This is a genomic window from Nocardia sp. NPDC006044 (assembly GCF_042871115.1).
Classification (GTDB): domain Bacteria; phylum Actinomycetota; class Actinomycetes; order Mycobacteriales; family Mycobacteriaceae; genus Nocardia.
The window spans coordinates 3,543,117-3,568,486 of sequence record NZ_JBIAID010000001.1 but is presented as its reverse complement, the minus strand read 5'-3'; the positions used below and the strand labels follow the sequence as shown (position 1 = coordinate 3,568,486).

The 25,370-nt window shown below is 68.6% G+C and carries 26 protein-coding genes; 10 read left to right on the top strand and 16 right to left on the bottom strand.

Features of this window, described 5'->3' with window-relative positions; genetic code table 11:
* Positions 1-495 precede the first annotated feature (495 nt).
* Genes ACFYO1_RS16250 through ACFYO1_RS16235 form a run of 4 tightly spaced genes read left to right on the top strand, consistent with a single transcriptional unit; the run spans position 496 to position 4,577 of the window.
* Positions 496-1,467: a transcriptional regulator gene (locus ACFYO1_RS16250; RefSeq protein WP_387231196.1), complete on the top strand. Its 972-nt coding sequence runs from the start codon at positions 496-498 to the stop codon at positions 1,465-1,467.
* Between the two features lie 59 nt (positions 1,468-1,526).
* On the top strand, positions 1,527-2,477 hold the full coding sequence (locus ACFYO1_RS16245) for an acyl-ACP desaturase (RefSeq protein WP_387231195.1): 951 nt from the start codon (positions 1,527-1,529) through the stop codon (positions 2,475-2,477).
* Positions 2,474-3,508, top strand: a complete 1,035-nt coding sequence (locus tag ACFYO1_RS16240) for an alpha/beta hydrolase (protein WP_387231193.1) — start codon at positions 2,474-2,476, stop codon at positions 3,506-3,508. The genes ACFYO1_RS16245 and ACFYO1_RS16240 overlap by 4 nt, the downstream gene beginning before the upstream one ends.
* 49 nt (positions 3,509-3,557) lie before the next feature.
* Positions 3,558-4,577 carry an LLM class flavin-dependent oxidoreductase gene (locus tag ACFYO1_RS16235; RefSeq protein WP_387231192.1) on the top strand — a complete coding sequence of 340 codons (1,020 nt, stop codon included), beginning with the start codon at positions 3,558-3,560 and terminating at the stop codon, positions 4,575-4,577.
* Here ACFYO1_RS16235 and ACFYO1_RS16230 read toward each other — a convergent pair whose 3' ends face one another.
* Positions 4,578-5,609 carry a fused (3R)-hydroxyacyl-ACP dehydratase subunits HadA/HadB gene (locus tag ACFYO1_RS16230; protein WP_387231190.1) on the bottom strand — a complete coding sequence of 344 codons (1,032 nt, stop codon included), beginning with the start codon at positions 5,607-5,609 and terminating at the stop codon, positions 4,578-4,580.
* Between the two features lie 12 nt (positions 5,610-5,621).
* Positions 5,622-6,266 carry a YdcF family protein gene (locus ACFYO1_RS16225; RefSeq protein ID WP_387231188.1) on the bottom strand — a complete coding sequence of 215 codons (645 nt, stop codon included), beginning with the start codon at positions 6,264-6,266 and terminating at the stop codon, positions 5,622-5,624.
* A 397-nt stretch (positions 6,267-6,663) separates the two neighbouring features.
* Between ACFYO1_RS16225 and ACFYO1_RS16220 the strand changes: the two genes are divergently transcribed.
* Positions 6,664-7,869 carry an esterase/lipase family protein gene (locus ACFYO1_RS16220; RefSeq protein WP_387231186.1) on the top strand — a complete coding sequence of 402 codons (1,206 nt, stop codon included), beginning with the start codon at positions 6,664-6,666 and terminating at the stop codon, positions 7,867-7,869.
* A 315-nt stretch (positions 7,870-8,184) separates the two neighbouring features.
* Positions 8,185-9,306 (top strand): esterase/lipase family protein, encoded by a 1,122-nt coding sequence (locus ACFYO1_RS16215; RefSeq protein WP_387231184.1) that lies wholly within the window; start codon positions 8,185-8,187, stop codon positions 9,304-9,306.
* Here ACFYO1_RS16215 and ACFYO1_RS16210 read toward each other — a convergent pair.
* The 5 genes from ACFYO1_RS16210 to ACFYO1_RS16190 form a co-directional block, all read right to left on the bottom strand.
* Positions 9,199-9,747, bottom strand: coding sequence for a hypothetical protein (locus ACFYO1_RS16210; RefSeq protein WP_387231183.1), 549 nt, complete (start codon positions 9,745-9,747; stop codon positions 9,199-9,201). The genes ACFYO1_RS16215 and ACFYO1_RS16210 overlap by 108 nt on opposite strands.
* 271 nt (positions 9,748-10,018) lie before the next feature.
* Positions 10,019-10,300 carry a LuxR C-terminal-related transcriptional regulator gene (locus ACFYO1_RS16205; RefSeq protein ID WP_387231181.1) on the bottom strand — a complete coding sequence of 94 codons (282 nt, stop codon included), beginning with the start codon at positions 10,298-10,300 and terminating at the stop codon, positions 10,019-10,021.
* 125 nt (positions 10,301-10,425) lie between these two features.
* The gene (locus tag ACFYO1_RS16200) at positions 10,426-11,505 is read right to left on the bottom strand and encodes a hypothetical protein (protein ID WP_387231893.1); all 1,080 of its coding nucleotides are present in this window, start codon (positions 11,503-11,505) and stop codon (positions 10,426-10,428) included.
* On the bottom strand, positions 11,505-12,692 hold the full coding sequence (locus tag ACFYO1_RS16195; RefSeq protein ID WP_387231179.1) for an ATP-binding protein: 1,188 nt from the start codon (positions 12,690-12,692) through the stop codon (positions 11,505-11,507). Before ACFYO1_RS16195 ends, ACFYO1_RS16200 begins: the two co-directional genes overlap by 1 nt.
* Positions 12,689-13,384 carry a response regulator transcription factor gene (locus ACFYO1_RS16190; RefSeq protein WP_387231891.1) on the bottom strand — a complete coding sequence of 232 codons (696 nt, stop codon included), beginning with the start codon at positions 13,382-13,384 and terminating at the stop codon, positions 12,689-12,691. Before ACFYO1_RS16190 ends, ACFYO1_RS16195 begins: the two co-directional genes overlap by 4 nt.
* A gap of 507 nt (positions 13,385-13,891) precedes the next feature.
* Between ACFYO1_RS16190 and ACFYO1_RS16185 the strand changes: the two genes are divergently transcribed.
* Positions 13,892-14,518 (top strand): 4Fe-4S cluster-binding domain-containing protein, encoded by a 627-nt coding sequence (locus ACFYO1_RS16185; RefSeq protein ID WP_387231177.1) that lies wholly within the window; start codon positions 13,892-13,894, stop codon positions 14,516-14,518.
* Here the strand turns inward: ACFYO1_RS16185 and ACFYO1_RS16180 are convergent.
* Positions 14,436-15,656 (bottom strand): PucR family transcriptional regulator, encoded by a 1,221-nt coding sequence (locus ACFYO1_RS16180; RefSeq protein ID WP_387231175.1) that lies wholly within the window; start codon positions 15,654-15,656, stop codon positions 14,436-14,438. The two genes, ACFYO1_RS16185 and ACFYO1_RS16180, sit on opposite strands and share 83 nt — an antisense overlap.
* Before the next feature lie 339 nt (positions 15,657-15,995).
* Here ACFYO1_RS16180 and ACFYO1_RS16175 point away from each other — a divergent pair, with 339 nt between their 5' ends.
* The gene (locus ACFYO1_RS16175; protein WP_387231173.1) at positions 15,996-16,472 is read left to right on the top strand and encodes an HAD-IIIC family phosphatase; all 477 of its coding nucleotides are present in this window, start codon (positions 15,996-15,998) and stop codon (positions 16,470-16,472) included.
* 46 nt (positions 16,473-16,518) lie between these two features.
* Here the strand turns inward: ACFYO1_RS16175 and ACFYO1_RS16170 are convergent, their stop codons facing one another.
* Positions 16,519-17,394 carry a sigma-70 family RNA polymerase sigma factor gene (locus tag ACFYO1_RS16170; protein WP_387231171.1) on the bottom strand — a complete coding sequence of 292 codons (876 nt, stop codon included), beginning with the start codon at positions 17,392-17,394 and terminating at the stop codon, positions 16,519-16,521.
* Between the two features lie 106 nt (positions 17,395-17,500).
* On the opposite strand from ACFYO1_RS16170, the gene ACFYO1_RS16165 reads away from it, so the two are divergent.
* Positions 17,501-17,848 (top strand): DoxX family protein, encoded by a 348-nt coding sequence (locus ACFYO1_RS16165; protein ID WP_387231169.1) that lies wholly within the window; start codon positions 17,501-17,503, stop codon positions 17,846-17,848.
* Between the two features lies 1 nt (position 17,849).
* Here ACFYO1_RS16165 and ACFYO1_RS16160 read toward each other — a convergent pair whose 3' ends face one another.
* A complete protein-coding gene (locus tag ACFYO1_RS16160) occupies positions 17,850-19,436 on the bottom strand; it encodes a GMC family oxidoreductase (protein WP_387231168.1) in 1,587 nt (528 codons plus the stop codon).
* A gap of 216 nt (positions 19,437-19,652) precedes the next feature.
* On the opposite strand from ACFYO1_RS16160, the gene ACFYO1_RS16155 reads away from it, so the two are divergent.
* Positions 19,653-20,096: a nuclear transport factor 2 family protein gene (locus ACFYO1_RS16155; RefSeq protein ID WP_387231166.1), complete on the top strand. Its 444-nt coding sequence runs from the start codon at positions 19,653-19,655 to the stop codon at positions 20,094-20,096.
* Here ACFYO1_RS16155 and ACFYO1_RS16150 read toward each other — a convergent pair.
* From ACFYO1_RS16150 to ACFYO1_RS16125, 6 genes are all read right to left on the bottom strand, one after another.
* Positions 20,045-21,061 (bottom strand): GlxA family transcriptional regulator, encoded by a 1,017-nt coding sequence (locus ACFYO1_RS16150; protein ID WP_387231164.1) that lies wholly within the window; start codon positions 21,059-21,061, stop codon positions 20,045-20,047. The genes ACFYO1_RS16155 and ACFYO1_RS16150 overlap by 52 nt on opposite strands.
* 195 nt (positions 21,062-21,256) lie before the next feature.
* Positions 21,257-21,835: a TetR/AcrR family transcriptional regulator gene (locus ACFYO1_RS16145; RefSeq protein WP_387231162.1), complete on the bottom strand. Its 579-nt coding sequence runs from the start codon at positions 21,833-21,835 to the stop codon at positions 21,257-21,259.
* Positions 21,836-21,863: 28 nt separating this feature from the next.
* Positions 21,864-23,333 carry an FAD-dependent oxidoreductase gene (locus ACFYO1_RS16140; protein ID WP_387231160.1) on the bottom strand — a complete coding sequence of 490 codons (1,470 nt, stop codon included), beginning with the start codon at positions 23,331-23,333 and terminating at the stop codon, positions 21,864-21,866.
* Positions 23,334-23,345: 12 nt separating this feature from the next.
* Positions 23,346-23,750, bottom strand: coding sequence for a carboxymuconolactone decarboxylase family protein (locus ACFYO1_RS16135; protein WP_387231159.1), 405 nt, complete (start codon positions 23,748-23,750; stop codon positions 23,346-23,348).
* Positions 23,747-24,616, bottom strand: a complete 870-nt coding sequence (locus ACFYO1_RS16130) for an NAD(P)-dependent oxidoreductase (protein ID WP_387231158.1) — start codon at positions 24,614-24,616, stop codon at positions 23,747-23,749. Before ACFYO1_RS16130 ends, ACFYO1_RS16135 begins: the two co-directional genes overlap by 4 nt.
* Positions 24,613-25,362, bottom strand: coding sequence for an SDR family oxidoreductase (locus ACFYO1_RS16125; RefSeq protein WP_387231156.1), 750 nt, complete (start codon positions 25,360-25,362; stop codon positions 24,613-24,615). The genes ACFYO1_RS16130 and ACFYO1_RS16125 overlap by 4 nt, the downstream gene beginning before the upstream one ends.
* Positions 25,363-25,370 lie beyond the last annotated feature (8 nt).

Sequence of the window (25,370 nt, the reverse complement as noted above, 5' to 3'; positions counted from 1 at the left end):
ACGGGGGCGCAGCGCTCGATGTTATCTCTGGTGAGAGTTACTGCACAGTTGTTCGTCACATCCGATGGGAGAGCTCACAGGTTCGACTCGGGTGCCGATGGCCCTGCGACACCCGGCACGGCCTGCGCAGGGCGTGATGTTTGTGCGACTTACCAGTCGGTGCGTGGCGCGCCGATGACCGTTCCCGAGGATCGCCGAGATGTCTGTCCGGCGGCCGGAGCATGGCGTTAGGGTGACCACGACGCAGCGCCGGAATGCGCGGTCGGCGCTGCGTCACACATTATTCGGGGGCGTCGTTGGCGGCGCAGCGGGAAAACGCCGTGCGCGATGAACGGAACGGCTGCCGGAATTCTTGGCGTCCAGCACAGTTGACATGGCGAAAATCACTCCGGTGCTTGTGATTTCGCCCAATGCGGCAACGGATGGCTGATGACTTACCTGATTTCGGGAACGTATCCCGATTCGATCACGATCCGCCGTTAACCTTCGATAGTCATGACGGCTATGCGGGTTGGTTCGAGTTCCGAGAGTCTGGCGTCGAAACTGCTCGACTACCTGACGCCCCGAGCGGGCGGTGAGCTGTCCGGCGAGGTCGCGACGACCACGCGGGATTGCATGGCGGCGGCCGTCGAATCGCTCGCGCCGCGCGCCGGGCGCCGGGTAGCCGAGCCGACCGAAATCGCCGGTGCCGCAATGCGCTGGGCACGCGAGGGGATCGCCCTGGAAACCGTGCTCGCCGCCTATCACGACGAACTCCGCTCCGGCCTGGAATTCGTTGCGGCACATACCGAAGACGATGACGGCGTGGCCGCCGCTCAGCTGATTCTGCGGGTGCTGGAAATGGTGACGGTGACCGCCTCCACCGCCTATGTCGACGAACATCGTTTGGTCGCAAGGGAACACCAGACCGCGGCGCAGACGATGGTGTCCGCGCTGCTCGGCGGGCACGCGGTCGGTGACCTGGTACAGCAGACCGGGATCGCCGTCGCGCCCGCGTATCAGGTGGTGGCGCTGAGCATTCCGGCCCATCCCGACGAACGAAGACCCGGCGCCGGCCCCGCGGCCGCCCGGCGCAAGTTGCGCAGAGTGCAAGCCGCACTGGCCGATCCGCTCGGTTCGCGGGCATTGTCGCTGCTGTCCGCGGCGGGTGGGACGGTGCTGGTACCGGCCGATATCCGGCCCGCCAGGGTGGGCGCGCCGTCGATGACCGCCGACGTCCTGACCGTGCTGACCGAGGCCGCGCAGGTGCCGCTGACCGCGGTGGTGGCCACCGGCCCCACCGCGCGCATCCCAGAGCTCGCCGCCCGCACCCACGACCTGCTCGACCGCATCCGCGCCGCGGGCCGGGCACCCGGCCTGTACCGGGTGGCCGAACCGCAGGAGGCGACCGATTGTGATCCGGCCCAGCAAGTCCGGATACCGGTCGTCACCTCGACCAATGATCACGAAATCGGGCGTTCCGCTTGATCTTTCCGGCCTAGTGTCGAATTTCGCCGCGCTGCCCGCGCCGAGCATAAGGAGCACGAGTGACGACCGCGTTGACCGATACCGATATTCTCCGCGAACTGGAACCCGTCGCCGAACGATTGCTCAACGAGCATCTGCGCAAAGCCAAAGCGTGGAACCCGCACGACTATGTGCCCTGGGACGACGGCCGCAATTTCGCCGCGCTGGGCGGAATAGATTGGGAGCCCGGTCAATCGAAACTCACCGAGGTGGCCCGGACCGCGATGGTGACCAACCTGCTCACCGAGGACAACCTGCCGTCCTATCACCGCGAGATCTCGGAATCGTTCTCCCTGGACGGCGTCTGGGGTACCTGGGTGGGGCGCTGGACCGCCGAGGAGAACCGGCACGCCATCGTCATGCGCGACTATCTGGTGGTCACCCGCGCGGTCGATCCGGTGCTGCTGGAACAGGCCAGGATGGCGCATATGACCACCGGAATCGCGAAACCGGTGAAGGGGCCCCAATTTCTGCGCTCGGTCGCCTATGTGACATTGCAGGAATTGGCCACCAGAATCAGTCATCGGAACACCGGAACCGCCTGCGCCGAACCCATCGCCGAGCGTATGCTCCAACGGATCGCCGCCGACGAGAACCTGCACATGATCTTTTATCGCAACATCAGCGCCGCCGCTCTCGACCTGATGCCGAACGAGACGCTTCGTGCCATCACCGACATCGTCACGCGCTTCCAGATGCCCGGCCTCACGCAGCCGAACTTCCGCCGCAACGCGGTGGTACTGGCCAAGCACGGCATCTACGACCTACGCCAGCACCTGGACGTCGTGGTGCGCCCGGTGCTGCGGGCGTGGAACGTGTTCGAACGCACCGACCTGTCCGGCGAGGGCGAACGGGCCCGCGACGAACTCGGCGCCTACCTCGACGAATTGGCCGTGAAGGCAACCCGATTCGAGGAACAGCGAGATCGAGTGGCGGCCCGGCAGGCGGAACGGACCGCCGCCGCGCGATGAGATACCGAGGGACGTTCAGCACGGCGGCGATGGCGGTCATCGCCGCGACGGTCGCGGTGCCCGCGGTCGCGGACACCCCCGGCGTGCCGAGCGCGCCACCGCCCGCCGTCGACCCGGCCATGACCCGGACCGGGCTTATCTCGGTCGACAGCGCCGGCCCGCACCGCGACCACCTGAAGATCGCGTCGGCGGCCATGCGCCGGGTCATCGAGGTCGACGTGCTGCGCGGCACCGGCACCGGCCCGCGCCCGACGCTGTATTTGCTCGACGGGGTCGACGGCGAAACCACCTCGGGCTGGCTGAGCAAGGGCGGCGCCGCGGAGTTCTTCGCGGACAAGCCCGTCGACGTGGTGCTGACCAGCGGCGGCACCGGCAGCATGTACAGCGACTGGGACCGCCACGACGCCGCCCTCGGCCTCAACCGCTGGGAAACCTTTCTCACCGAGGAACTTCCGCCGATCGTGGAGTCGCTGCTGAAGTCCAGCGGCCGCCGCGCCATCGCCGGCGTCTCGATGGGCGCGCAGGCGGCGATGATGCTGGCGCAGCGACACCCGGGGCGCTACCGGGCGGTGGCCGGTCTGAGCGGCTGCTACTCCACCGCGGACCCGCTCGGCCACGCGGTCACCACGATCACCGTCGCCTCCCGCGGCGGCAACGTCGAGAACCTCTGGGGCCCACCGACTTCCCCGGAGTGGGCCGAACACGACAGCCTGCTCGGCGCGGCGGAACTGCGCGGCACCGCGATCTACCTCTCCGCCGCGACCGGCGTGCCGACCGGCGCCGACCTGGTCGCCATCGCGCAGTCGCCGACCATCGTCGAGGCCCTGCGCGTGGCCGGCGGCGGCGCGGCGCTGGAGGCCGGCGCGCGCTCGTGCACCGAGCGGTTCGCCGGACGGCTGCGCGAGCTGAACATCCCCGCCACCGTGGAATACGACGCCGCGGGCATGCACACCTGGCCCGACTTCGAGGCGGAACTGCCCCGCGCCTGGGACGTGCTGTCGAAGGTGCTGGAACTGCCGTCGCCGAAGTGACCGTCGGCGCAGCGCGGAATCACCGGCCGCTCGTCGCGTTGACACAGATATGACCTCGGCACTTCCCTCCGTCCGGTTCTCCATCCTGGACCGCTCCCGCGTCCGGCGCGGCCAGAGCCATCCCGCGGCGTTGCGCGACACCGTCGAGTTCGCGCGCCTGGCCGAGGAGTGGGGTTATCACCGGTTCTGGGTGTCCGAGCACCACAGCGTGCCCGGTGTGGCCGGTTCCGCGCCGACCGTGCTCGCCGCGGCCGCCGCGGCGGCGACCGACCGCATCCGGATCGGCACCGGCGGGGTCATGCTGCCCAACCATCAGCCGCTGATCGTCGCCGAACAATTCGGCGTGCTGGAATCGCTGTATCCGGGCCGGATCGACATGGGCCTCGGCCGATCCGTCGGATTCACCGACGGCGTGCGCCGCGCACTTGGGCACGACAAACGCGACGCCGAGGACTTCGACGCCCAGCTGACCGAGTTGCTCGACTACTTCGCCCACGGCCGCGACGGCGTGCACGGCTGGCCCGCCGAGGGGCTGCGGATCCCGGCGTTCCTGCTGGCCACCGACTCGGGCGCGGAGCGGGCCGCCCGATTCGGGCTCCCGTTGGTGATCGCCGCGGTAGGCGGGCCGGATCGGATGGTGGCGGCGATCGAGCGCTACCGGGCCGAGTTCCAGGCCACCCCGTGGGGCGCCGAGCCCTACGTCATGGTGTCGGGCTCGGTCGTCATCGCCGATACCACCGCGCAGGCGCACCGCCTCCTGCTGCCGGAGGCGTGGTCGAACGCCTACTCGCGCACCCGCGGCGAATTCCCGGCCCTGATACCGCCCGCCGAGATCGAGGCGCTGATTATGACCGATCGGGAGCGCCGGATCTTCGAGGAAGCATTGCGCGGTCACGTGCACGGCACCGAGGACGAGGTCGCCGAGCAACTGGAGCGACTGATCACCCAGACCGGCGCCGACGAAATCCTGGTGCACACCAGCACTTACGATCGCGCGGCCCGGTTGGAGTCCCATCGCCGGCTGGCGCGGCTGGTGGGCCTGCTCAGCTCCGAGGGCGCCGCGGTCTAGTCAATCGTCAAGGGGGAAGCGGACTTCCGCCGCGGCATAGCCGAAGAGCCTGCGCCCGTCGGAGCGCGCGTCGATCGCGATGGTGGCACGCCGGCGGCGCGGGTCGATCGAGGTCACCCGGCCGGTGAACTCGATCGCGCTCGTCGCGAACGGCGGAATCCGCAGATAGTGCGTGTAATGCGCGAACTGGGCGCGAAACCTGGTGACCGCGGCCGGATCGCCCAGCCAGGAACTCAGGAACGACGCCGCCATGCCGAGTTTCAGCATGCCGGGCGCGACCGCCGACGGCAGTCCGCTCGCGGTCGCGTCATCGCAGCCGACCGGATCGAGGTCGCCGACCACGGCCGCGTAATTCGCCAGGTCACCGCGGGAGAGCCGCACGGTCCGGGAGGGCAGTTCCGTGCCTACCGTCAGCTCATCGAAACCGGCTGTGGTGCAGGGTATTCGGTAGTTGTCCGGCGGCACGATCCGATCCGCGCTCGCCACCGTCAGCTGCCCGGACCCGGCGGGGGAGTAGCCCCGCATGGCGATCTCGCGCACGGTCTCGGCCAATCGCGGATCGGCGAGCCCGGTCCGGGCGAGCAGGGCGGTCGAGCCGGTCTGCACCGGCTCGCCGTGCTGATCGACCAGCACGCTCTTGATCGACAGCACGTCGTAGTCCGCGAAATGCCGGAATGATTCGAAATAGATATCGCAGGTCAGCCGGTCGCCCGCGACCAGAGGACGGCCGAGGTCGAGAACTTGGTCGGCATGCAGAATTCGCGACGATCGATAGCCGGTGAGTACCGTATCCAGTATTTCCCGCTGCACCCGGCTCAGGATGATGGCGGAAAAGGTGGCGGGCGCGACCAAGCCGGGGAAACCGAGATCGGCCGCGGCGTCCGCGCTCCAATGCGCCGGGTGATAATCCTGCACGGCGCGGGCGAATTCCCGGATCTTGCTCCGGCTCACGTCGTACGGAGTCGTCGAACGATAACGGCGATCGACCAATGCCTGAACCTGCCCGGCGGCATTCATTGAGATATCGCGCATGATTTGCTCCTTTTACGAACCTGGGCCGAATTGCCACGTGAGGCGCGGCACCTGATCGGGCGTGACCGCGCCGACCACCTGGACGCCGGCCGCGGTGAAGGTGCCGACGGCGCGGTCGATATGGTCGGCCGAGGTGACCACCACGGCGTCGCGCGCGCCGATCGCGCGCATGATCCGCGCGGAGCGGACGGCGTTCTGCACGGTCGAGTCCGCGTCCGGCTCCAGGTGGATTCGCTCGGGTGGAATACCGTGCTGGACAAACCAATCCGCCATCGCCCCGGCCTCGGTGATCCCGTTGTGCGGATTGCCGCCGGTGACGATGATCGGCGACGCGGGCGCGAGCAGGGCCTGCACGAATCCGGCGTGCAGGCGCTCGACCAACTCCGGGCGCATGCTGCCGTCGGGCAGCAGGCCGTAGCCGAGCACCACGATCGCGGTCGCCGGACCGTGCAGTGCGGGAAGGGGTTGCGGCGCCGGCGGAACCAGGCTGCGCAGGACATCCGGCAACGCGAGGTCGGCCGAGCCGGTGCTGTCGGCGACGGCGGTGGGCAGGTGCACCAGGGCGGCCGCGACGGCGACGGCGCCGAACAGGGTGCGGGCGGTGCGTCGTACCGTGCACGCGGTGCCGCGGTAGTTCGAGCGGACGGAGGCGAACATGGCGGTCTCCCAGGGTTTGCCACCGGCTTCGCGCCGACGGCTGGAAAAGATTCACCCATGGTCGGTCGCCGCGCCTATTCGCTCCATGATTCCGGCACTTATCTGGATACCTCACCGTCCCGCCCGGCCGCCGCTTAGAGAAAGGCACGTGCCCTTGTGTGCTGCGGTAAGCAGCCCATCGATTGCACTGTGACTATTCCTCACCGAAGTGTTTTCCGGGGGCGGACTGTGCCGTTTAACTAACCGCGACAGCGGGTTTGGTGAGCTGTCCAGGAACCGCGACGTCCGGTGGGTTGCCGGTCGGTTCGGTTTTAGCGTTGGCGCAGTTTCGGTGTCGTCGACCGGCATACCTCGGCGCCGCTACTCGAATTCTGTGCTCGACGTAGGAAGGCATGCAATGAAACGAAGTACCTTCGGCCGTTCATCGCTGACGGCGGCGGTGATCACGGGTGTCTCGGTGCTGGTCATGGGGATCGCCGGGGTCGGTGCGAGTGCCGAGCCCGCCGCGCAATCGACGGAGCAGGAACTCGCCGACTACATCGCGGCGGGCCGCCCGGCGGCGCCGGTCGCGGACTCCGGCAGTGCGTCCGGCTCCGCGTGCACCTCCGGCAGCGGCGCCGGCTCGGGCAACGGCTCGGGCAACTGCTTCGGCGGCTCCGGCAGCAGCTCCGGGCTGTCCGGTGGATATGCCAGCGACACAGTCGGTTACGGCCCGCCCGCCACCGCGTTCCTGGCCGCGTTCGGGTACAGCCTGTTCAATCCCGACGCCGCGCCGCCGGGCACCAACGACTGGAACTGCAAGCCGACCGCCGAGCATCCGCGGCCGGTGGTGCTGGTGCACGGCACCTGGAGCAACGCCTACGACGCGTTCGCGTTCATGAGCCAGCCGATCAAGGACGCCGGGTTCTGCACGTTCACCTTCAACTACGGCCGCTCGAATCTGGTCCAGGGCGGCGGTCTCGGTTCGGTGCTGCCCGGGGTGAACGGCACCGGCTACATCCAGGACTCGTCCAAGCAACTGGCCACCTTCGTCGACCGGGTGCTGGCCGCCACCGGCACCGGTGAGGTGGACATCGTCGCGCACTCCCAGGGCGGCTCGATGTCCAACTGGTACACCAAGTTCGACGGCGGCGCGGCCAAGGTGAAGAACCTGATCACCCTCGGCGCCACCCACCACGGCACGTCGTTGGACGGCATCGGCGCGCTCGGCCGGGCGATCAACAACTTCGGCATCGACATCCTCGGCTTCATCGAGATCTTCGTCGGCCACGCGGGCATTCAGCAGACCATCGGATCGGATTTCGTCAACCAGCTCAATGCCAACGGCGACACCATCTCCGGTGTCGACTACACGGTCATCGGCACCAGGTACGACGAGGTCACCAACCCTTATGACCTGACCTTCCTGAAGCAGGGGCCCGGCGCGACCGTGCAGAACATCACCCTCCAGGAGGGCTGTGAGCAGGACGTTTCCGATCACCTCACGATGATGTACTCGCCGCGCGCCCTGTCCATCGCGCTGCGCGCGCTGGACCCGGTGGGCCATCCGAACCTGGCCTGCACCTTCAATCCCTGGGTGATCGGCGGGGGCGGCGGACTGTAACCTCCCGAAGAACGTGCATCGCGCCGGAGCTGGTGGAACCCTAACCCGCACAGCCTGTTCCGTCGCGATGCGCTACCGTCACGGCGCTCGCGGGCACGGACCGGGACCTCAACCCCGCCCCCGGTCCGGTACCCCTTGTCCGTGACGACAGTGCCCATCGGACGGCGACCGCACGCGCCGACCGGTGGGCACTGTGCTGTTCCGGCCAGCGACTTTTCACCGAGGCTGGAAGAGGTTTACCGCAGCTGGACGAGATTTACGCGGCATTGGCGCCGTGGTTATATCCGCTCCATGACTCGCTGTTTGCCTGTATCGATGCAACGACAGACCTCCAGCCGATCACCGATCCTGGCCGTCCTGCTGGCCGTCACGGCACTCGTGCTCGGCGGCGCGGGCCCGGCCGCGCACGCCGCACCGCGGGACGCGACGATCGAACAGCGCATCGCCGACCGCATCGACCCGCGCGGCCGGGGCACGGCCATCACCGACTACGGCTTCAGCGCCGGCCTGTCCGGCGGATTCGCCAGCGACACAGTGGGTTCAGGTCCCGCGCAGCCGTCCTGGCTGTCCGCGTTCGGCTACGGGCTGGTGAACCCGGACGCCGCGCCACCGGGCGCCAACGATTGGAACTGCAGGCCGAACGCCGCGCATCCACGCCCCGTGGTGCTGCTGCACGGCACCTGGATGAACGCCTACAACAGCTTCGCGTTCATGAGCCGGCCGATCCAGGACGCGGGTTTCTGCACCTTCGCCTTCAACTACGGCCGCGCCGACCCGGCGCAAGGCGGTGGGCTCCCGCCGCTGCTGCCCGGCGTGATGGGCACCGGCAACATCGAGGACTCGGCCGCGCAGCTGTCCACCTTCGTCGACCGGGTACTGGCGGCCACCGGTGCGCCGGCCGTGGACATCATCGGCTACTCGCAGGGCGGCGCAATGGCCAACTGGTACACCAAGTTCGACGGCGGTGCGGACAAGGTACGCAACCTGATCACGTTCGGCGCAACGCATCACGGCACCACCATCGACGGCATCGCCGCATTGGGCCGCGCCATCAACACCATCGGCATCGACGCGGTCGGCACCAGCTCGATCGTGGTCGGTCACGCGGTCGCCGAGCAGACCGTCGGCTCGGACTTCGTCAATCGGCTCAATGCCGGCGGCGACACCATCCCCGGCATCGACTACACGATCGTCGGCACCCGCTACGACGAGATCATGACCCCCTACAACCTGACCTTCCTGCGGCCCGCCGGAGGCGCGTCGGTGCAGAACATCACCCTCCAGGACGGCTGCGAACTCGACCTCTCCGATCACCAGACGCTGATGTACTCACCGCGCGCTCTCTCCATCGCCCTGCGCGCCCTCGATCCGGCCGGCCACCCCGACCTCGCCTGCACCTTCAATCCGTGGCTGATCGGCGGCGGCGGGCACCTGTAGCCCGGCCTCGGCGGCGCACACGTATCCGGCCGACAGGCTGGTGGTGATGCCGGTCGCGATGAGCGCCGCCGACGTCTTGGTCGACAGATACTCCGCCCAGGTCCGTTCCTGCGCCAGGGTGATCTCGGATTGAGTTGTCGCGCAGTGGAACTGCGCGCAGGCGACGTCGTCGTCCAGGGTGAAGATCACGTCCACCGCGACGGTCCGGTGCAGCGCGGCGGTGATCGCCGCGACCGGTCTGCGCGCGACGACGTGCTTGGCGCGCACCGTCGCCAGGGGCAGATCGCGCACCCGCGGCGTGCTGATGCCGACAACGTTGCCGTGCCGCCAGCGGCGCGCCGAAGGTCCCCCCGACTGTCCGGCCGCCTCGTGCACCGCCAGGATGAGCGCCGCTAGCTCCGCGGCCGAAACAGTCACCTCATACGTTTGCCGTCGATTCACGATCCGTCCCCACACCTTCCGCATGCGGTCTTCTAGCCCGAGAAGATCGTGGGCGCAACAGATCTGCACGTCGACGCGGTGCCGGCCGTCGTCGTGGTCGTTTTCGTCCGCGAACCCTGACGATGTCACGATTCGGCATCGTTGTCTGTCGGTCAATCGTCCGACAGCACAACCGGTGGCAGCGGATCGCGCTCGACGCGCATCGGTCGTTCGAATGATGTCGGCGTGACTATCGCGGTGTTAGCGTCGGAGCTGGAGAAGAGCAGCGCGGCTACAACTCGTCCAGCTCGACCACGCCGTCCTGCAGCGCCCGCGCCACCAGCGCGGCCTTGGTGTTGGCCGCCCGGCCGACGGCGGCGTACTTCCCGCGAATGCGGGTGATATGCGTGTTGACCGTGCCGATCGAGAGGTAGAGCTGTTTTCCCACTTGGGTTTTCGAGTCGCACTTGACCCAGGCGACCAGGACTTCGAGTTCCCGCGTCGACAAGTGCGGGTCGCGCCACACCCCGATCCGGTTCGGGTGTGATCGGGGATCCGGAACGATGGAGGTCATCAGTTTTCCCGCTTCATGCAGTGTCCGTCGGTTCCGGTGCCGCACCTCCCCGAAGGTTGCAGACCAATAACCGATGTGCCCACTGAATATATGATCCGTTTTCGCTTCTGGGAATTCCCCAGCTCTCAGCCCGCAGGTCTGGGGTCTTGCTTCGCTTCGCGAACTAGTTGCCGGTCGTCCAGGTCCGACCGGACCGCCCCGGTCGACTCGACCTCGACCCGCAGTTCACCGTTGTCCCGCAACAGAATCGACGCCAGGGTACTGCGTCCGGGCGGCAGTATTCGAGCGGTGACGGTGCCGCCGTCGGCGTAGTCGAGCGCGTCGCGCAGCACGGTGCGGACCTGTTGCCGAAGCTCCGGGTCGACCTCGTCGAGGCCGCCGCCGTCGTCCAGCACGACGGTGACTCCGCGTTGCCGCGCACACCGTGCCGCGGCGCCGACCGAGTCGTCGATCATCACACCGCCCAGGATCTCGTCGCGCAACTCGGCCTCGACGAGCCGGCATTCCGCCTGCTCCTGCGCGGTGAGCGCGCGGCCGGACGCGATGATCTCCAGCAGCGGCCGCGCGGCGCTGTCCAGCCGGGCGACCCGCTCGTCGCGCTCCTGCTGGGCGGCCTGCGCGGCGGCCTCGGCGGCGGCCCGCTCGGTGTCCTGCTGGCGCAGCGCGAGTATCGAATGCGCCATCGGGCGAACGACTCTGGCGAAGAAGGTGGCCATGAGCAGCGGGGTCAGGTTGATGAAGGAGAAGCCGACGCCGGTGAGCCAGCCCTGACCGGTGTGCAGGGTCCACGCCGCGCAGACGACGATCTGCCCGAGCACGCCGGTCCACGCCCAGACCGGAGCGCCGCGCACGCACAGGAAGTTCAGGAACGCCGACGCCGCGCCGAGGAACCAGATCTGCGTCGAGTTGGCCATCGGCACCGGCAGTTGCCAGATGGCCAGCGCGGCGGCGAGCGGGGCCGCCGCGGCGGCCGGCACGGCGAACCGGGCGGGCAGCGGATCGCCCGGCGCGCGCAGCACGGCGGTGCCCGCGGCCAGGATGAGGACCACCGCGACCGCGGTGAACCGGATGTCGCGGATGCCGTCGTCGGCGGCGAACGCCTCCGAGGTGATGGCGACGGCGAACAACGCGCACAGCAGCCACGCCGCCGTGGTTCGCATGCCGAGGATGTCGCGGACGTCGTCGCGCACGGCGCGGTTGGCCATCACGACGCCATCCACCCGGTGCTGACCCGGCAGCCGCGACCCGGCGCGGCGTCGATGGCCGACCAGCCGCCCGGCAGCTCGGCAAGCCGGTCGATGATGCTGGCGCGCAAGCCGATCCGGTCCGGCGGGACCAGCGCGGGATCGAAGCCGACCCCGTCGTCGACGACATCGACCCGCACCGATTCGGCGTCGGCGGTCACCAGGACCGCGCAGGCCGCCGCCCGCGCGGGTGAACCGGCGTGCCGCTGCCAGTTGCGCAGCGCCTCGCCGACCGCGGCGGCCAGCGCGTTCGCCACATCGCTCGGCACCGTGAGCGCGACGCCGGCCACCTGGTCGGTGTGCAGCTGGACCGAGTCGTCGACCTCGGCCGCGGTCGCGCGGATGCTCGCGACCACCTGATCGAGATCGAGGTTGTCCTGGGCCGGGCGTCCGGCGCGCAGCCGCTCGAGGTCGCGCAGGGTGATGTCGGCATGATGGGTCAGCACAGCGGAGTTGGGTGCGCGCGAGGCCTCGAGCAGCGTCGCGATCACCCAGTCGTGCGCGAGGGCGTCGAAGCGTTTGCGTTCGAAACGGCGCGCCTCGGCGGCGGCGGCCGCGGTGGCCTTCGCGCGCACCATGTGCGAGGTCTGATCGAGCGTGCGCCCGACCTGGACGAGCACCACGCACGCCGCGCAGGGCAGCGCCGAATAGGCTACGGCGAACAGGAAATCCGGCACGATCGGGTTGTGCGCGTCCGGCCCGCGGGCGTGCGCGGCAGCGATCTGGTCGAGCGCCGCGGCGAGGACGAGATAGCCGAACGGAACGCGCCGCCAGAAGAGCGCGAGCGCCACCGCGGGCAGCCCGGGAATCCAGGTGATCCACAACGATTGCTCCGGCGGCACCACGGCGTCGACCCGCACGATCAGCCAGCTGATCGCGGCGAACAGGTAGCCGAACGCGAAAACCACTACCGCGCAACGCATCAGGTCGAAGCGCCAGCCCAGCGCCGCGACCGCGATGAACGCGGCGGGCAGGTAGATCACGATGATCGCCGACGGCGTCCACCAGGACGCGGCCAGTGACGACTGGGTCAGCGCGGTCGGCACGGTCAGGGCGGCGTAGAACAGGCCACCCGATCCGACGAAAAGGCCTGCGCCACGGACGAGGCGGGCTTCGGCACTGCGCCGGGGCGCCGCCGATTCGATCATCGGGGCCGTGGGTCGCCGCCGATGAAGCCGTCCCGCTTGGCCTCGCGGTAGAGGTCCACCCGGGACCGGACCGGTCGTCCCGCCTCGGCGTAGCGCCGCCGGATCCGGCTGAGGTAGTCGTTGACCGTGTGCTCGGACAGGCCGAGCTTGTGCGCCACCGAGGCGGCGGTCTCGCCGTTCGCGTAGTGCTCCAGCACATCTCGCTGCCGCGGGGGCAGGTCGATGTTGGTCAGCGCCGGATCGCTGTCGATGGCCGAGGCCCAGGCCATGGTCGCGACCTGCCGGCCGGAGGCGGCCGCGCGGATCATCGCGGTGGTGCGCTCGGCCGGGTCGCTCTTCAACGCGACGCCGAGTACGCCGGCCCGGGCGGCGGACCGGATCAGGTCGCGCCAGTCGCCGGTGGTGTAGACGAGGACGGGGATGTCCAGGTCGTGCAGCATCTCGACGTTCGCCCGCGGACTGGAGCCGTCGGGCAGGCGCAGGTCGAGCACGGCGAGGTCGAGATCGGTTGCCTGCTTGAGCAGTTCGGGCACCGTGGGCGCGATCGCGACGACGGTCAGGTCCGGCTGGTCGGACAGGATCGCGGCCAGGCCGACCGCGACCGCCTGGTGGTCTTCGACGATGCCGATCCGGCGCACCGTGCCCGGCGTCGCGTACGGGCCGGGCAGGTCGGTGACGGCCACCCCCGCCATAGTGAGCAGTCTCCGGATCACCATGAATGGAATTAAATCACTCGGTCCCTGAGGTGCCAAGTCGGGTGGTTCACTTATTCGCTTTGCGCACCGTTGCTGCCTCGATCGAATGGTGATCGAATGGCGGGCGAGTATCGGAATTCGTACGGCGTAAGCTGATATCGACCGGTCGGTTCCATGACTGGAGGCCCGAATCCGCTTGTGCCAGTGGTGATCAGCGACCGGCTCCGGTGCCGCAACGCCACCGTTCGTACTGTTCGAAACTTCACGGCGGCCAATTATGCATTGTCCCGCGAAATATGGTATCCACTGACCTGGTCGTTATTTCACAGAATTTCTGCCAATTACCCATTTTGACTTCGCCTACGCGGGAATGGTTCTCGCCGAAATCCTCGATCATGGAGTGATGTCGAGTGTTCGGCGGACAGACAGCAGGCATCGGCACCACGAGGCTCACCAGGTGAGGACGCGGGGCGCTCCGCTGACCCGCGGCAAGACTCAGGAGAGATGAACGTGCACTCCAGTCGGCATCCGGACCGGGCAACGATGCTGTTGTCGCACCTGCGTTTTCCGGTCGGGAACATCGGATACGGAATTCGGGCGGGCATTTGGCTGCCGGGCTGCCGGGTCTTCTGTCGCGCCTGCCTCGCCGGAAACACCTGGGTGTTCGACGAATCCACCCGGTGCGGCGTCGAGGCGATACTCGACTGGCTGCGGGAGTTGCCCGCCGACCAGCTCGACGGCGTGACGATCTCGGGCAGCGAACCGACGGGCCACCCGCTGGCGCTGCGGGCGTTGCTCGACGGAATCAACTGCTGGCGTGCGGACTTGACCCGTCCCGCCGACATCCTGCTGTACACCGGCCGCCCGGCAGCCGTGCTGGTCGAGCAGTTCCCGTGGCTCGGGGGGTCGGTGGACGCGCTGGTCGCCGAGCATCCGCTCGCGTCCGAGGGCAGCTGCCCCACGCTGCGCGGGGTGGCGAACCGGGAGGTGGTCACCAGCTCGCCGCTCGGCGCGCGCCGCTACGCCACAGTGGGATTCGAGCGCGACCTCATGTCGTCCGATAGCTGCGTGCGACCAGCGCCGATCGCAGATACCACAGCCCCGACGGTTGGGACGGGTCGAAGCCGGTGAGCTGACCGATCCGTTTGAGCCGGTAGTCCACGGTGTTGGTGTGCACGTGCAGGACCCGCGCGGTGCGCTGGCGATTGAGGTTGTTGGCGATGTGGCGCTGCAGCGTCTCCAGGAGTTCCGGGTGCTCGTCGAGCGGGTCGAGCAGCTGTCCGAGGTACTCGCGGCCGGGGCCGGGGCGGGTGAGCTGGTATTCGAGCGCGAGTTCGTCGAAGCGGTACAGGCCGGGCACCGCCTCCAGCCGCTGCACCATGTCGAGCAGCTCGTGGGCCTGGTCGGCGGCGTTGGGGATCTGCTCGGGGGTGCCGTCGATCATGGTCGCGGTGATGCCGACCTGCGCGGCGTGCGACAGCTGGATGACCAGGGCGTCGTAGCCCGCGTTGTCGAAGGTGCCCGCGGGGATGAGGATGGTGCCGCCGTCGACGCTCAGCAGCGACAACGCGCTGTCGCCGCAGCGGGTGGCGAGTTCGGCCTGCACCCGTCTGAGCTTGCGGCGCGCGACGACCTGACTGTCCAGCATCGGATTGTGCTCCTCCCGATGCGGCGGAATCGCCACGGCGAGCACGGCATAGGAGGTCGCGATGGCGATCCCGCATTCGCGCGCCATGGTGGAGGTGCTGTGCCCGCCGAGTAGCGCCGAGGTCAGCGTGTGCACGGCGGTGTGGTGCTCGCTGACCACCGCGCGCAGTTCCCGGATGTAGGCGACCGAGACCGCGGAGCTGATCATGTCCAGCATCTCCAGCACCATCTTGGCGCCGTCGACCAGGCTGTCGTAATCCTTGATCGAGGCGTCCGAGATCACCAGGTCCAGGCCCATTTTGAAGCCCTCGTGGATGGAGTGGTGGATGGTGTCGATCGGCACGCCCTCGCGCGCCCAGCCCGACGCCGCGTCCTGGAGGCGCTGCAACTTCTCCGGAATGTCCTGGCCGTCCAGCATGCTGACCGCGAACTCGAGGCAGACCCTGGTGATGGTGGTGACGTCGCCGGAGATCGCGTCGGCGGGCAGCGTGCCGCAGGGGATGACGTTTTCGACGAAGTGCCCGACCATCTGCCGCGATAGCGCGCGAACGTCCTTGAGCGGGGACGACATCGGCCGGCCCGCGAGAGTCAGGCTCTGGCGCGCTGAGTTGTCGATCGACATTGACGACTTCCTTCCGCCCCCGGAAATAGCTGTGCGGCGCATTCACACTAAACGGTCGATACCGGCTGCGGATCGATTCGGCGGGTTCTCTGACGGCCATCAGAGACTGGTCGGTTGGTGGTTGTGTTGCGTCACAGCATGTGTGCGCTGAATCCGGTACCGCCGGTTCTGTCGGTTGCCGGGAGTGTGGCGAGCCCGTTGGGTAGGATCGCTGCGCCGGGCTTGTCCCAGGAACCAGGGGCTTGCCGGGCGTGTGCCGCGCCGGAGAAGGTGGGCTGTACCCATCTGCCGCGCGCACGCCAGGGAAGGCAGAGACGACGCGATAGGGGGCTAGGACACATGAGACCGGCTCTGAGATGTCTTGTCTGGGAACTGGACAACACATTGTGGGACGGCGCGGTGAGCGACCGCACCAGCGGCGCGCCGCGGCCCACCGCGCTGCGCACGCTACGACTGCTCAGTGAGCGGGGCATCTGGCATGCCGTCGCCAGTCGCGGTGATCGCGAGTGGACGCTGGACAAGCTCTACCGGCACGGCGTGTACGAGATGTTCTCCGCCCTCGAAATCGGCTGGGGGCCGAAGTCTTCGGCGATCAGCCGGATCGGGCTCACGCTCGGCCTGACCCTGGACACCATCGGCTTCATCGACGACGAACCGGTCGAGCGCGCCGAGGTGCTGCGCGCGCTGCCCAAGGTCCGCTGCTATGCGGCGCGCAATGTGGACGTGCTGCCCGCGATGCCCGACTTCCGCCCGGTCCTGCGCACCGGCCCCAACCCGACGCCGCCGGTCGGGTTCGCTCGGGTGCCCGCGCTGTAGCGTCCGCGTGGTGCGGTGTCGCCCAACGCTATCGGGGCTGGCGCTGTCAAGGCAGTACCGCCAGATCCAGCTCGCGCAGGCGGGCCGGATCGGCGATCACCTCGTAGCCCGCGACCTTACCGTCGCGCACCGTAACCGCAAGGGCCAGCAGCAGTGTGCCGCGCGGAGCGACGACGATGCCGACCGCGCCGTCGACCAGCGCCAGTGCCGCCACCCGCGAACGACGTTGCAGGAGCACGGTTTCCTTCGCCACCTCGGCGGCGCCCCGCACCACCGCCGCCAGGCCCGCCGGCAGCGCGGCGGGGTCGGCGACCCGGATCACGTCGGGAGCCAGCACGGCGAGCAAAGCGGTGAGATCGCCGCCCCGAGCCGCGGTCAGGAACGCCGCCACCACCCGCCGTTGCTCGGCGAGTTCGGTTGCCGTCGCGGTTGATTCGCCCCGCACCCGCCGGCGCGCGCGGCTGGCCAGCTTCTTCGTGGTCGGCGTGGTCCGCCCGACGATCGGCGCGATCTGCTCGAACGGCAGCGCGAACAGATCGTGCAGCACGAACGCCACCCGCTCGTCCGGGCCGAGCGTGCCGAGCACCACCAGCAGGGCCCGGCCGACCGAATCGATCAGCACCGCCTCGTGTTCGGGGTCGCTGTCGTAGGCGGTGTCACCGAGTTCGGCGAGCAGGTCGAGGGGGTCCTCGCGGCGGGCGGCGCGCGAGCGCAGCATGTCCAGGCAGATCCGGGACACGACCGTGGTCAGCCAGCCGGCCAGATTGTCCAGCTCGTCGACGTTCTGCCGGGCCAGCCGGAACCAGGCCTCCTGCACGGCATCGTCGGCCTCGCCGGCCGACCCCAGCATCCGGTACGCGACCCCGCGCAGGTGGGTCCGATGCGCTTCGAAACGCCGCGCCAGCAGGTCCTGAGCGGGCATCGGTCACCTTTCCGTTCGGTCATCCGTCACACGGTCGACCGAGCAGGCGCCGGTCTGCCCTCACGATCGCAGACCGGTTGCCGCACACAACAGGAGGGTGCTACCCATGTCCATCGCTTACGTCATCGTCACTATCGCCGCGGCGGCTGCCACGCTGATCGCGTCCGGCATCGACGTGTTTCGCGCGCCCTGGGTGCGCGACAACATGCGCGGCTACGGCCTCCCGGACTGGACGCTGTATCCGCTGGCGGTGATCAAGGCGGTCGGCGCCGCCGGCCTGCTCGTCGGACTCGCCGTCCCGCCACTGGGATTGGCCGCCGCGATCTGCCTGGTCCTCTACTTCGTCGGCGCGATTCTCACCATCCTCCGCGCCCATGGGTACGGCGACCTGGCCTATCCCATGCCCTACCTGGCCTTGGCCGCCGCGTCGCTGGTGTTGTTCGTCGCGTCCTGACCTATCCGTTCTGGATGAACTTGGCCGCCTGCTCGCCGATGAACACGGCGGGCGCGTGGGTGTGGCCGCGGATGAGCAGCGGCATCACCGACGCGTCGGCTACTCGAAGACCCTGCACCCCACGCACTTCCAGGTGCGGTGTGACCACGCTGGCCACGTCGGTGCCCATCCGGCAGGTGCCGACCGGGTGATACAGCGTGTGCGAGTAACCGTTCAGGGTGAGTTCGAGGGTGGCTTCCAGGTCAGCCGGGGCCTGTGGCGGGTAGATGATCGGTCCCAGTACGGCTTTCATCGCCGGGGCGGCGGCGATGTCGGTGCAGGTGCGCAGGCCGGACATGAGCGCGGCGCGGTCGAGGCCCGCGCTGTCGGACAGGTAGCGCGGGTCGATCAGCGGCTTGGCGGCTGGATCGGCGGAGGCCAGGGTGATCCGGCCGCGGCTGTGCGGGCGCAGCAGCACGGTGGCCAGGATGACGCCGTGCTCGGTCGGATCGACCAGCCCCTCGTAGTAGAAAGGCGCTGGGGCGAAGATCATTTCGAGGTCGGGCAGGTCCAGATCGGGGTGGCTGCGCACGAATCCGTATGCCTCGCCGACGTTCGAGGTGAGCATGCCGCGATGCCGGAGCAGATAGTCGAGCAGCTGGCGCGGCTTCTCGGCGGCGAACAACGAGTCCCCGGCCACGCCGTAGCCGACGCCGGTGACCAGATGGTCCTGGAGGTTCGCGCCCACCTCGGGCGCGTGCCGCAGCGCGCGAATTCCCTGACGCGCCAGCTCGTCCCGGTCGCCGATGCCCGACAGCATCAGCAGCTGCGGGCTGTTGATGGCGCCGCCGCACAGCACCACCTCGCGGCGCGCGGTGACCGTGTGCGGACCGCCGCCCTGGTGGTATTCGACGCCGACCGCGCGGGTGCCGTCGAACAGCACGCGGGTGGCCGGCGCCTCGCTGCGGATGGTCAGGTTCGGCCGGCGCAGCGCGGGGCGCAGGTAGCCGTCCGCGGTGCTCCAGCGCTTGCCACCGTGCTGGGTGACCATGGTTTCGCTGAAGCCCTCGGGCTCCGGGCGATTCGGCGGTTCGACCTCGAACCCCGCCTCCCGCACCGCGGTCAGGTACGCGGCGGTCAGCGACCGGGGACTGCGTTGGCGGGAAATATGCAAAGGCCCGTTGGCGCCCTCGTCCGGATACTGTGCGTCCTCGACGTTTTCGATCCGCCGGAACTGCTCCACCGCGGCCGCGAAACCCCATTCGTCCCCGGCCAGCAACGCCCACTCGTCGTAGTCGGCGCGGAAGCCGCGTACCCACATCATCGCGTTCATCGACGACGAGCCGCCGAACATCTTGCCCCGCGGCCAATAGATCTGCCGGTTCTTCAGTTCCGGCTGCGGTTCGGTCAGATAGTCCCAATCCACTTCGGAGCGAAAGAGTTTCGCGAATCCGGCGGGAATGTGGGCGAATTTGTTCTTGTCCGCCGGCCCGGCCTCCAGCAACACGACCGAGGTATTCGGATCGGCACTGAGCCGATTGGCCAGCACCGCGCCCGCGGATCCGGCGCCGACGATCACGTAGTCCGCGATAAGCCCACCTGGTTGCACTATCCACTCCGATCTGCGCTGCCTACGGCAAAGATACGAGCAAGGGGTGGGCCGGGGTTCGATTTCGGCGCATCGGGAGAGAAGTCACCGAGTGTGGCGGTAGGGGAGCAGATAGAGTAGTGAGGTGCGTGAGGACAGTCACAAAACGATCGATCGGTCGTATTGATTGATAGTCTCAGTAGAGACCATGCGGTTCCCTTTGATCGAGAGGCTGTGATGGACAGGTACGACGACGAGCGCGAACGCAAGATCGGGATGATCGAGCGGTTCTACGAATTCGTCTCGACGGCGCAGTATGAGAAGATGTACGAGTTGTGCACCGACGATGTGCGGATGTCGATTCCGTACCAGCTGCCGGGCTTCCCGAATCAGGGCGAGGGCAAGGACAATCTGCGGCAATTGAACGGGGCGATGGACAATTACTCGTCCACCGCGCAAACCGTGGTGAACGTCGAACCCATGCTGAACCCCGACAGTTTCCTGGTCGAGGTCAAGGGCGACATGGTCGTCCGGGAAACCGGCAGGCCGTACCGCAACGACTATCTCAATGTCTTCCGCTTCCGCGACGGCAAGATCTGCGAATGGGTCAGTTACCACGACCCGGTGCGTCAGCTGGTCGCCTTCGGCTTCACCGAATTGCCGATTCCCGCCGAATCCTGATCGTCGCTCGCCGCGTACGCCACCCGGAAACGCGACGGCGACGTGCCGTAGCGATCGACGAACGCCTGCCGCAGCGTTTCGGCCGAACCGAATCCGCACCGGGCGGCGATCCCGGCGATCGGCAGCCGCGTGCCGGCCAGCAGCTGAGCCGCGGCCTCGGTGCGGGATCGGCGGACGAAGCGACCCGGTGTCTGTCCGAGTTCGGCGGCGAACAACCGGGTGAGATGCCGTTCGCTGACCCCGATTTCGGCCGCCAGGACGCCGGCCGACAGTTCCTGGTCGAGGTGGCTGTTGATGTAGGCGACCGCGCGCCGGACCAGGTCGTGGTCGGCGGGCGGCGGCGCGACGAACATGCTCATCTGCGCCTGATTGCCCGGGCGATGCAGATAGGTGACCTGTGCCCGCGCGATCTGCCGGGCGATCTCGCCGCCGTGATCGTCCTCGATGAACGCCAGCGCGAGATCGAAGGCACTGGTCACGCCCGCGGCCGTAGTCACGTTCTGCTGGCGGATGTAGATCGGGCCGGCGTCGACGGTGACCGCCGGATAGCGGGCCGCGAGCCCGTCCGCGAAGATCCAGTGCGTGGTGATCCGCTTGCCGTCGAGTAGTCCTGCGGCGGCGAGGATTTCGGCGCCGGTGCAGACCGAGGCGAGCCGGGTGCTGGTGGCGGCGAGGCGGCGGATGTGGCCGACCGTGCGGGCGCTGTCCGCGGCGATCCGGCTGCCGAACCCGCCGACCACGATCAGGGTGTCGATCGGTCCGGTGAGGCGTTCGAGGCAGGCTTCGCCGCGCAGCACGAGCCCCGACTGGGTGCTGATGTCGTGCCCACCGGGAGTGGCCAGCCGCACCCGGTACTGCGGATCGGCGCCGAGCCGGTTCGCCACGTCCATGCAGCTGGATACCGCGGAGATCTCGACCAGCTCGCTGTCGTGGTAGCCGACGATGACGACTTCGTGCGCGCGCACCCGTCCAGGGTACGTCGAACGACCGGCTTCCCAAGATTTCGGACATCATCGGGCGGCGGCGTTGTCCTGCGGTCGGTGGCGGGGGACGGTGGGACTTCGCGCATCACCGTGCGGACCTCATGGTGCCGCGCTGGTACGCGGAGTTCTGCGCGGTGGTCGACGTGCTGGTCGCGGCGGCGCTGGTGCTGGATGTCGTCAGCTGAGGATGAGCAGCGCGGATTTCTCGATGCGGTCGGCGATTTCGGAGTAGGACGCGTAGCCCATGCCGGCGCGGACCAGGGCGCCCGCGTAGAGCAATTCGAGTGACTCGACCACCTCGGGATCGGCGTTCTCGCCGAGCGCCCGGATGAGCCGCTTGCGGATCTCGGCGCCGATGCGGCCGCGCAGGTGCACCACGTCGGGGTCACGGCCGAGCAGGGCGCTGGTCACGGCGCCGGAGAGTTCCTGTTCGTCGGCGACGAGCAGCGCGATGGTGCGCAGCTCGGCGACCACCCGGACCGTCGGGTCCTGGTCGTCGCTGGCCGGGGACGGGGTGGAAACCAAACGGCGCCAGAAGATCTCGGCGACCAGGTGTTCCTTGGAGGAGAAGTAGGTGTAGGCGGTGGCCGCCCCGACGCCGGCCGCGGCGGCGACCATCCGGATGGTCATGCCCGCGAACCCTTCGCGGGCAAGCACTTCCACCGCCGACCTGGTCAGCTTGTCGACGGTGTCGGCCTGTTTCCCGGACAGCCTGCGGCGGGTCGCCTCGAGAATCACGGAATCGGGTTCGGACATGTGTCTGGATACTACTCTCGCGGGCGGTTCAGTTCTTCGCGGCGGCGAGGCCGGCCCGGCGGCCGTAGAAACTGCCGTCGCCCAGGGACGCGCCGCTCACGTACCCGCCGGCGCAGAGTCCGGAGGTGCAGCGCCCGGCGGCGAACAGGCCGGGGATCGGCTCGCCGGAGACGTGCAGCACCCGGGAGTCCAGATCGGTGCGCAGCCCGCCGAGCGTGAAACCCGCGGTGAATCCGCGCATGTCGAACGCGGCCAGCGAACCCCGCAGGGGCCGAACCCATTCCGGCTTCTTGCCGAGCAGTGGGTCCTTGCCGTCGGCGGCGTGCAGGTTGTAGCAGTCGACGGTGGCCTGTAGCGCCAGCGTGGGCAGGCCCATGTCGGCCTCGAGTTCGGCCACCGATTCGGCCGCCCAGGTCGGCGGCTGCCGGAAGAACGGAGTGGAGGTCTCGGTGGCGAGTCCGGCCTCGTAGGACGCCTCGTCGATGACCAGGAACGCCTGGTTCTCCTGCTGGATCAGCGTCGCCTGACCGATCCGGCCGGGGTAGGTGTCCTCGGCGATGAACCGCTGGCCGCGCCCGTTCACCAGGATGCCGCGCGCCATCAGCTGCGGGTCGCCGAAGAAGGCCACCTCGGTCGCGTCCATGTGCGCCAGCTCCGCGCCGAGCGCCTGCGCGACCCGGATGCCGATGCCGTCGTGTTCCTCGATCGCGGCGGCCGGCCTGCCGATCAGGCGCGGTGCGTAGCCCTCGATCATCTGCTGGTGATAGGCGAAGCTGCCGGTGGCCAGGACCAGGCCGCGGTCGGCGCGGATCGCTACCTCCTTGCCGTAGCGCCTGGCCAGCACGCCGACGACGCGATCGTCGTCGTCCACGATCAGCCGCCCGAGCCGCAGATCGTATTCGACCCGGACGCCGAGCGATTCGGCGGTTTCGGCCAGCGGTTTCATCAGCATGTAGCCGCCGCTCTTGCGGCCGATCTTCTTGTCCGCCATCTGCGGAACATGGCCGCGCGGAGCGGGTTTCGCGATCGCGTTGAACGGTGCGGCATTCTCCCCGCCGGAGTACATCAGGCCCTCGTCGTGCGGCGGTTCCCAGCCGGGCTCGCCCCAGAAGGCCTCGCGGAACGGCACGCCGTTGGCGACGAGCCAGTTGTAGTGTTCGACGCTGCCGCGGGCGTAGTCGGCGATCTTGGCCTTGTCCACGCCGGGGCCCAGGGCCGCCAGCAGGAACGTCTCCATGTTCTCCGGAGTGTCCTCGAAGCCGAGCGCCTGCTGCAGCGGGGTGCCGCCGCCGAGGTAGATGAACCCGCCCGCCATCGCGGCCGCGCCGCCCCAGCCGCCGGTGCGTTCCAGGATCAGCACGTCGGCGCCCGCGCGGGCGGCCTCGATCGCCGCGCAGACCCCGGCGATGCCGTAACCGGCGACGACGACGTCGGCCTGCTGGTCCCACTCGGTGACGCTGCTCGCGCGCAACGGTCGAAGGGTGTTGGCATCAGACATGTTTCGGGTCCTTCACTCGGTGCGTTCGGCTTGCTGCTGACGGGCGGCCTTCTTCTGTTGCGCCACAATGGTGCCCACCAGGAGGTCGAGTTTGGTGCCGTTCGGCCAACCTACGTAATGGCAGAGGAACACCGCGATCTCGTGCAGCTGCTCTTCGGTCAGTTCCTCGTTGCGCAGCGCGGCGCCGATCTGGATGCCCGCGGTGTCGATCGCGCCCTGGGCGGTGAGCGCGCCGAGCAGGATCAGCCGGCGGTCGCGGATGGACAGCGCGGGGCGCGACCAGATATCGGCGAACAGATGATCGGCGGTGACGGCGAAGTGGCTGCCCGGATAGTCCTGGAACTCGGTGCCGTACACCTCGGCCATCTTGGCCAGGCCGCGCGCACGCACGGAATCGGCGGAACCGTTGTCGGTCATGAGGTTTGCCTTTCGGAGGCGCCGACGCCGAGCCCGGGGCCGAGGCGGTCGAGGGCGAGTTCGGCGAGGGGGAGCGAGAGGTCGAGCCGGCGGGCAAGGTCGAGAGCGAGGCTCAGGTCCTTCTCACCGAGGTCGCGCACGTGCTGGAAGATGGGCAGCCAGAAGTCGCCCGCCTCGATGGGAGCGGCGCTGTCGCGCAGCATGATCGCGCCGGGGCCGCCCGTGACGGCGTCGGAATGCCGGACGACCTTGCCAAGCACGGTGATATCGATTCCGGCGGCCTCGGCCAGGCGCAGCGCCTCGGTGACGGCGGTGAAGGAGACGAAGTGGACCAGGTTGCGCGCCAGCTTCATCCGGGTTCCGGCACCGACGGGGCCGGCGTGCACGATCAGGTCGGCGAAGCAGCCGAACGGTGCTCGCACCCGCGCGAACGCTGCCTCGCTGCCACCGACCATGACCGCGAGCGTGCCTTTCGCCGCGCCCGGTCGGCCGCCACTCACCGGTGCGTCCACGAATTCGACCCCGTGCGTGGCGCATTCACCGGCCAACTCCTCGGCGGTCTGATCGCTGATGGTCGAATGCACCGCCACCACGGTTCCCGGTGCGGCACTACGCAATATCCCCTCGGGGCCGGTGACCACGTCGCGCACCTGTGCGTCGTCCACCACTGCCACCGAGATGATCGAGGCCCGGTCGGCAACCTCGGCTGGTGTGGCGTCGGAATCGGCGCCGGCCTCGGTGTACGGCCGAACCGCCTCGGCCCGCACATCACAAACGATGAGTCCGCCCGGCCAATCGAGCAGTCGTTTGGCCATCGGCGCACCCATGGAGCCGAGTCCGATGAAGCCGATCTTGGTGTCGGTCATGCTCGGAACACCTGTCCGCCATCGACATTGAAGATCTGGCCGGTGACCCAGCCGGCCTCGTCGGACAGGAGGTACAGGCAGGCGCCGACGAGGTCGGCGGGGGTGCCCATTCGCTTGAGCGGCAGGCGGTTCACCATGTCTTCGACGATGGCCGCGGGGGTCACCGTCTTGGTCGCGTCGGTGTCGATGGGGCCGGGGGCGATGGCGTTGATCCGGATGTTCGAGCCGCCGAGCTCGAACGCCAGCTGCTGGGTCAAGCCGTTGACGCCGACCTTGGCCAGGCCGTAAAAGCTGGAGTAAGTCCATGCGGCGGTGGAGGATTGGTTGACGATCGAGCCACCCGCCTTGCGCATGTGCGGCCAGACCGCGCGGGTCATGTTCAGCGCGCCGTCCATGTTCACGCTCATGAACGTCTTGTAGTAGTCCCACGGCACGGTGAGCAGCAGGTTGAGCTTCATCTCGCCGTAGATGGCGGCGTTGTTGACCAGATGATCGATGCCGCCGAACTCGGCGACCGTCAATTCGGCCAGGGCGGCGGCGGATTCGGGCTCGGCGACGTCGACCTGGCCGAACAGCGCGGTGCCGCCGTTGGCGGTGATCTTCTCCACGATCGCCCGGCCGCCCTCGGCATTCTTATCGGCGACAACGACTTTCGCGCCCTCGGCGGCCAGCGCCGCGGCATAGGCGGCCCCGATGCCCTGGGCGGCGCCGGTGACGATGACGGATCTTCCCGCGAAACGGGCCATGGACTGTG

Excerpts from the sequence above, each read along its gene's own strand:
- ACFYO1_RS16170 (WP_387231171.1), bottom strand. The coding sequence starts at position 17,394 with ATGCCCGCTCAGGACCTGCTGGCGCGGCGTTTCGAAGCGCATCGGACC.
- ACFYO1_RS16215 (WP_387231184.1), top strand. The coding sequence starts at position 8,185 with ATGCAACGACAGACCTCCAGCCGATCACCGATCCTGGCCGTCCTGCTG.
- ACFYO1_RS16125 (WP_387231156.1), bottom strand. The coding sequence starts at position 25,362 with ATGGCCCGTTTCGCGGGAAGATCCGTCATCGTCACCGGCGCCGCCCAG.
- ACFYO1_RS16205 (WP_387231181.1), bottom strand. The coding sequence starts at position 10,300 with ATGACCTCCATCGTTCCGGATCCCCGATCACACCCGAACCGGATCGGG.
- ACFYO1_RS16190 (WP_387231891.1), bottom strand. The coding sequence starts at position 13,384 with ATGGCGGGGGTGGCCGTCACCGACCTGCCCGGCCCGTACGCGACGCCG.
- ACFYO1_RS16155 (WP_387231166.1), top strand. The coding sequence starts at position 19,653 with ATGGACAGGTACGACGACGAGCGCGAACGCAAGATCGGGATGATCGAG.
- ACFYO1_RS16145 (WP_387231162.1), bottom strand. The coding sequence starts at position 21,835 with ATGTCCGAACCCGATTCCGTGATTCTCGAGGCGACCCGCCGCAGGCTG.
- ACFYO1_RS16220 (WP_387231186.1), top strand. The coding sequence starts at position 6,664 with ATGAAACGAAGTACCTTCGGCCGTTCATCGCTGACGGCGGCGGTGATC.
- ACFYO1_RS16175 (WP_387231173.1), top strand. The coding sequence starts at position 15,996 with ATGAGACCGGCTCTGAGATGTCTTGTCTGGGAACTGGACAACACATTG.
- ACFYO1_RS16200 (WP_387231893.1), bottom strand. The coding sequence starts at position 11,505 with ATGGCCAACCGCGCCGTGCGCGACGACGTCCGCGACATCCTCGGCATG.
- ACFYO1_RS16180 (WP_387231175.1), bottom strand. The coding sequence starts at position 15,656 with ATGTCGATCGACAACTCAGCGCGCCAGAGCCTGACTCTCGCGGGCCGG.
- ACFYO1_RS16185 (WP_387231177.1), top strand. The coding sequence starts at position 13,892 with ATGAACGTGCACTCCAGTCGGCATCCGGACCGGGCAACGATGCTGTTG.
- ACFYO1_RS16230 (WP_387231190.1), bottom strand. The coding sequence starts at position 5,609 with ATGCGCGATATCTCAATGAATGCCGCCGGGCAGGTTCAGGCATTGGTC.
- ACFYO1_RS16250 (WP_387231196.1), top strand. The coding sequence starts at position 496 with ATGACGGCTATGCGGGTTGGTTCGAGTTCCGAGAGTCTGGCGTCGAAA.
- ACFYO1_RS16135 (WP_387231159.1), bottom strand. The coding sequence starts at position 23,750 with ATGACCGACAACGGTTCCGCCGATTCCGTGCGTGCGCGCGGCCTGGCC.
- ACFYO1_RS16235 (WP_387231192.1), top strand. The coding sequence starts at position 3,558 with ATGACCTCGGCACTTCCCTCCGTCCGGTTCTCCATCCTGGACCGCTCC.
- ACFYO1_RS16165 (WP_387231169.1), top strand. The coding sequence starts at position 17,501 with ATGTCCATCGCTTACGTCATCGTCACTATCGCCGCGGCGGCTGCCACG.
- ACFYO1_RS16130 (WP_387231158.1), bottom strand. The coding sequence starts at position 24,616 with ATGACCGACACCAAGATCGGCTTCATCGGACTCGGCTCCATGGGTGCG.
- ACFYO1_RS16225 (WP_387231188.1), bottom strand. The coding sequence starts at position 6,266 with ATGTTCGCCTCCGTCCGCTCGAACTACCGCGGCACCGCGTGCACGGTA.
- ACFYO1_RS16240 (WP_387231193.1), top strand. The coding sequence starts at position 2,474 with ATGAGATACCGAGGGACGTTCAGCACGGCGGCGATGGCGGTCATCGCC.
- ACFYO1_RS16140 (WP_387231160.1), bottom strand. The coding sequence starts at position 23,333 with ATGTCTGATGCCAACACCCTTCGACCGTTGCGCGCGAGCAGCGTCACC.
- ACFYO1_RS16195 (WP_387231179.1), bottom strand. The coding sequence starts at position 12,692 with ATGATCGAATCGGCGGCGCCCCGGCGCAGTGCCGAAGCCCGCCTCGTC.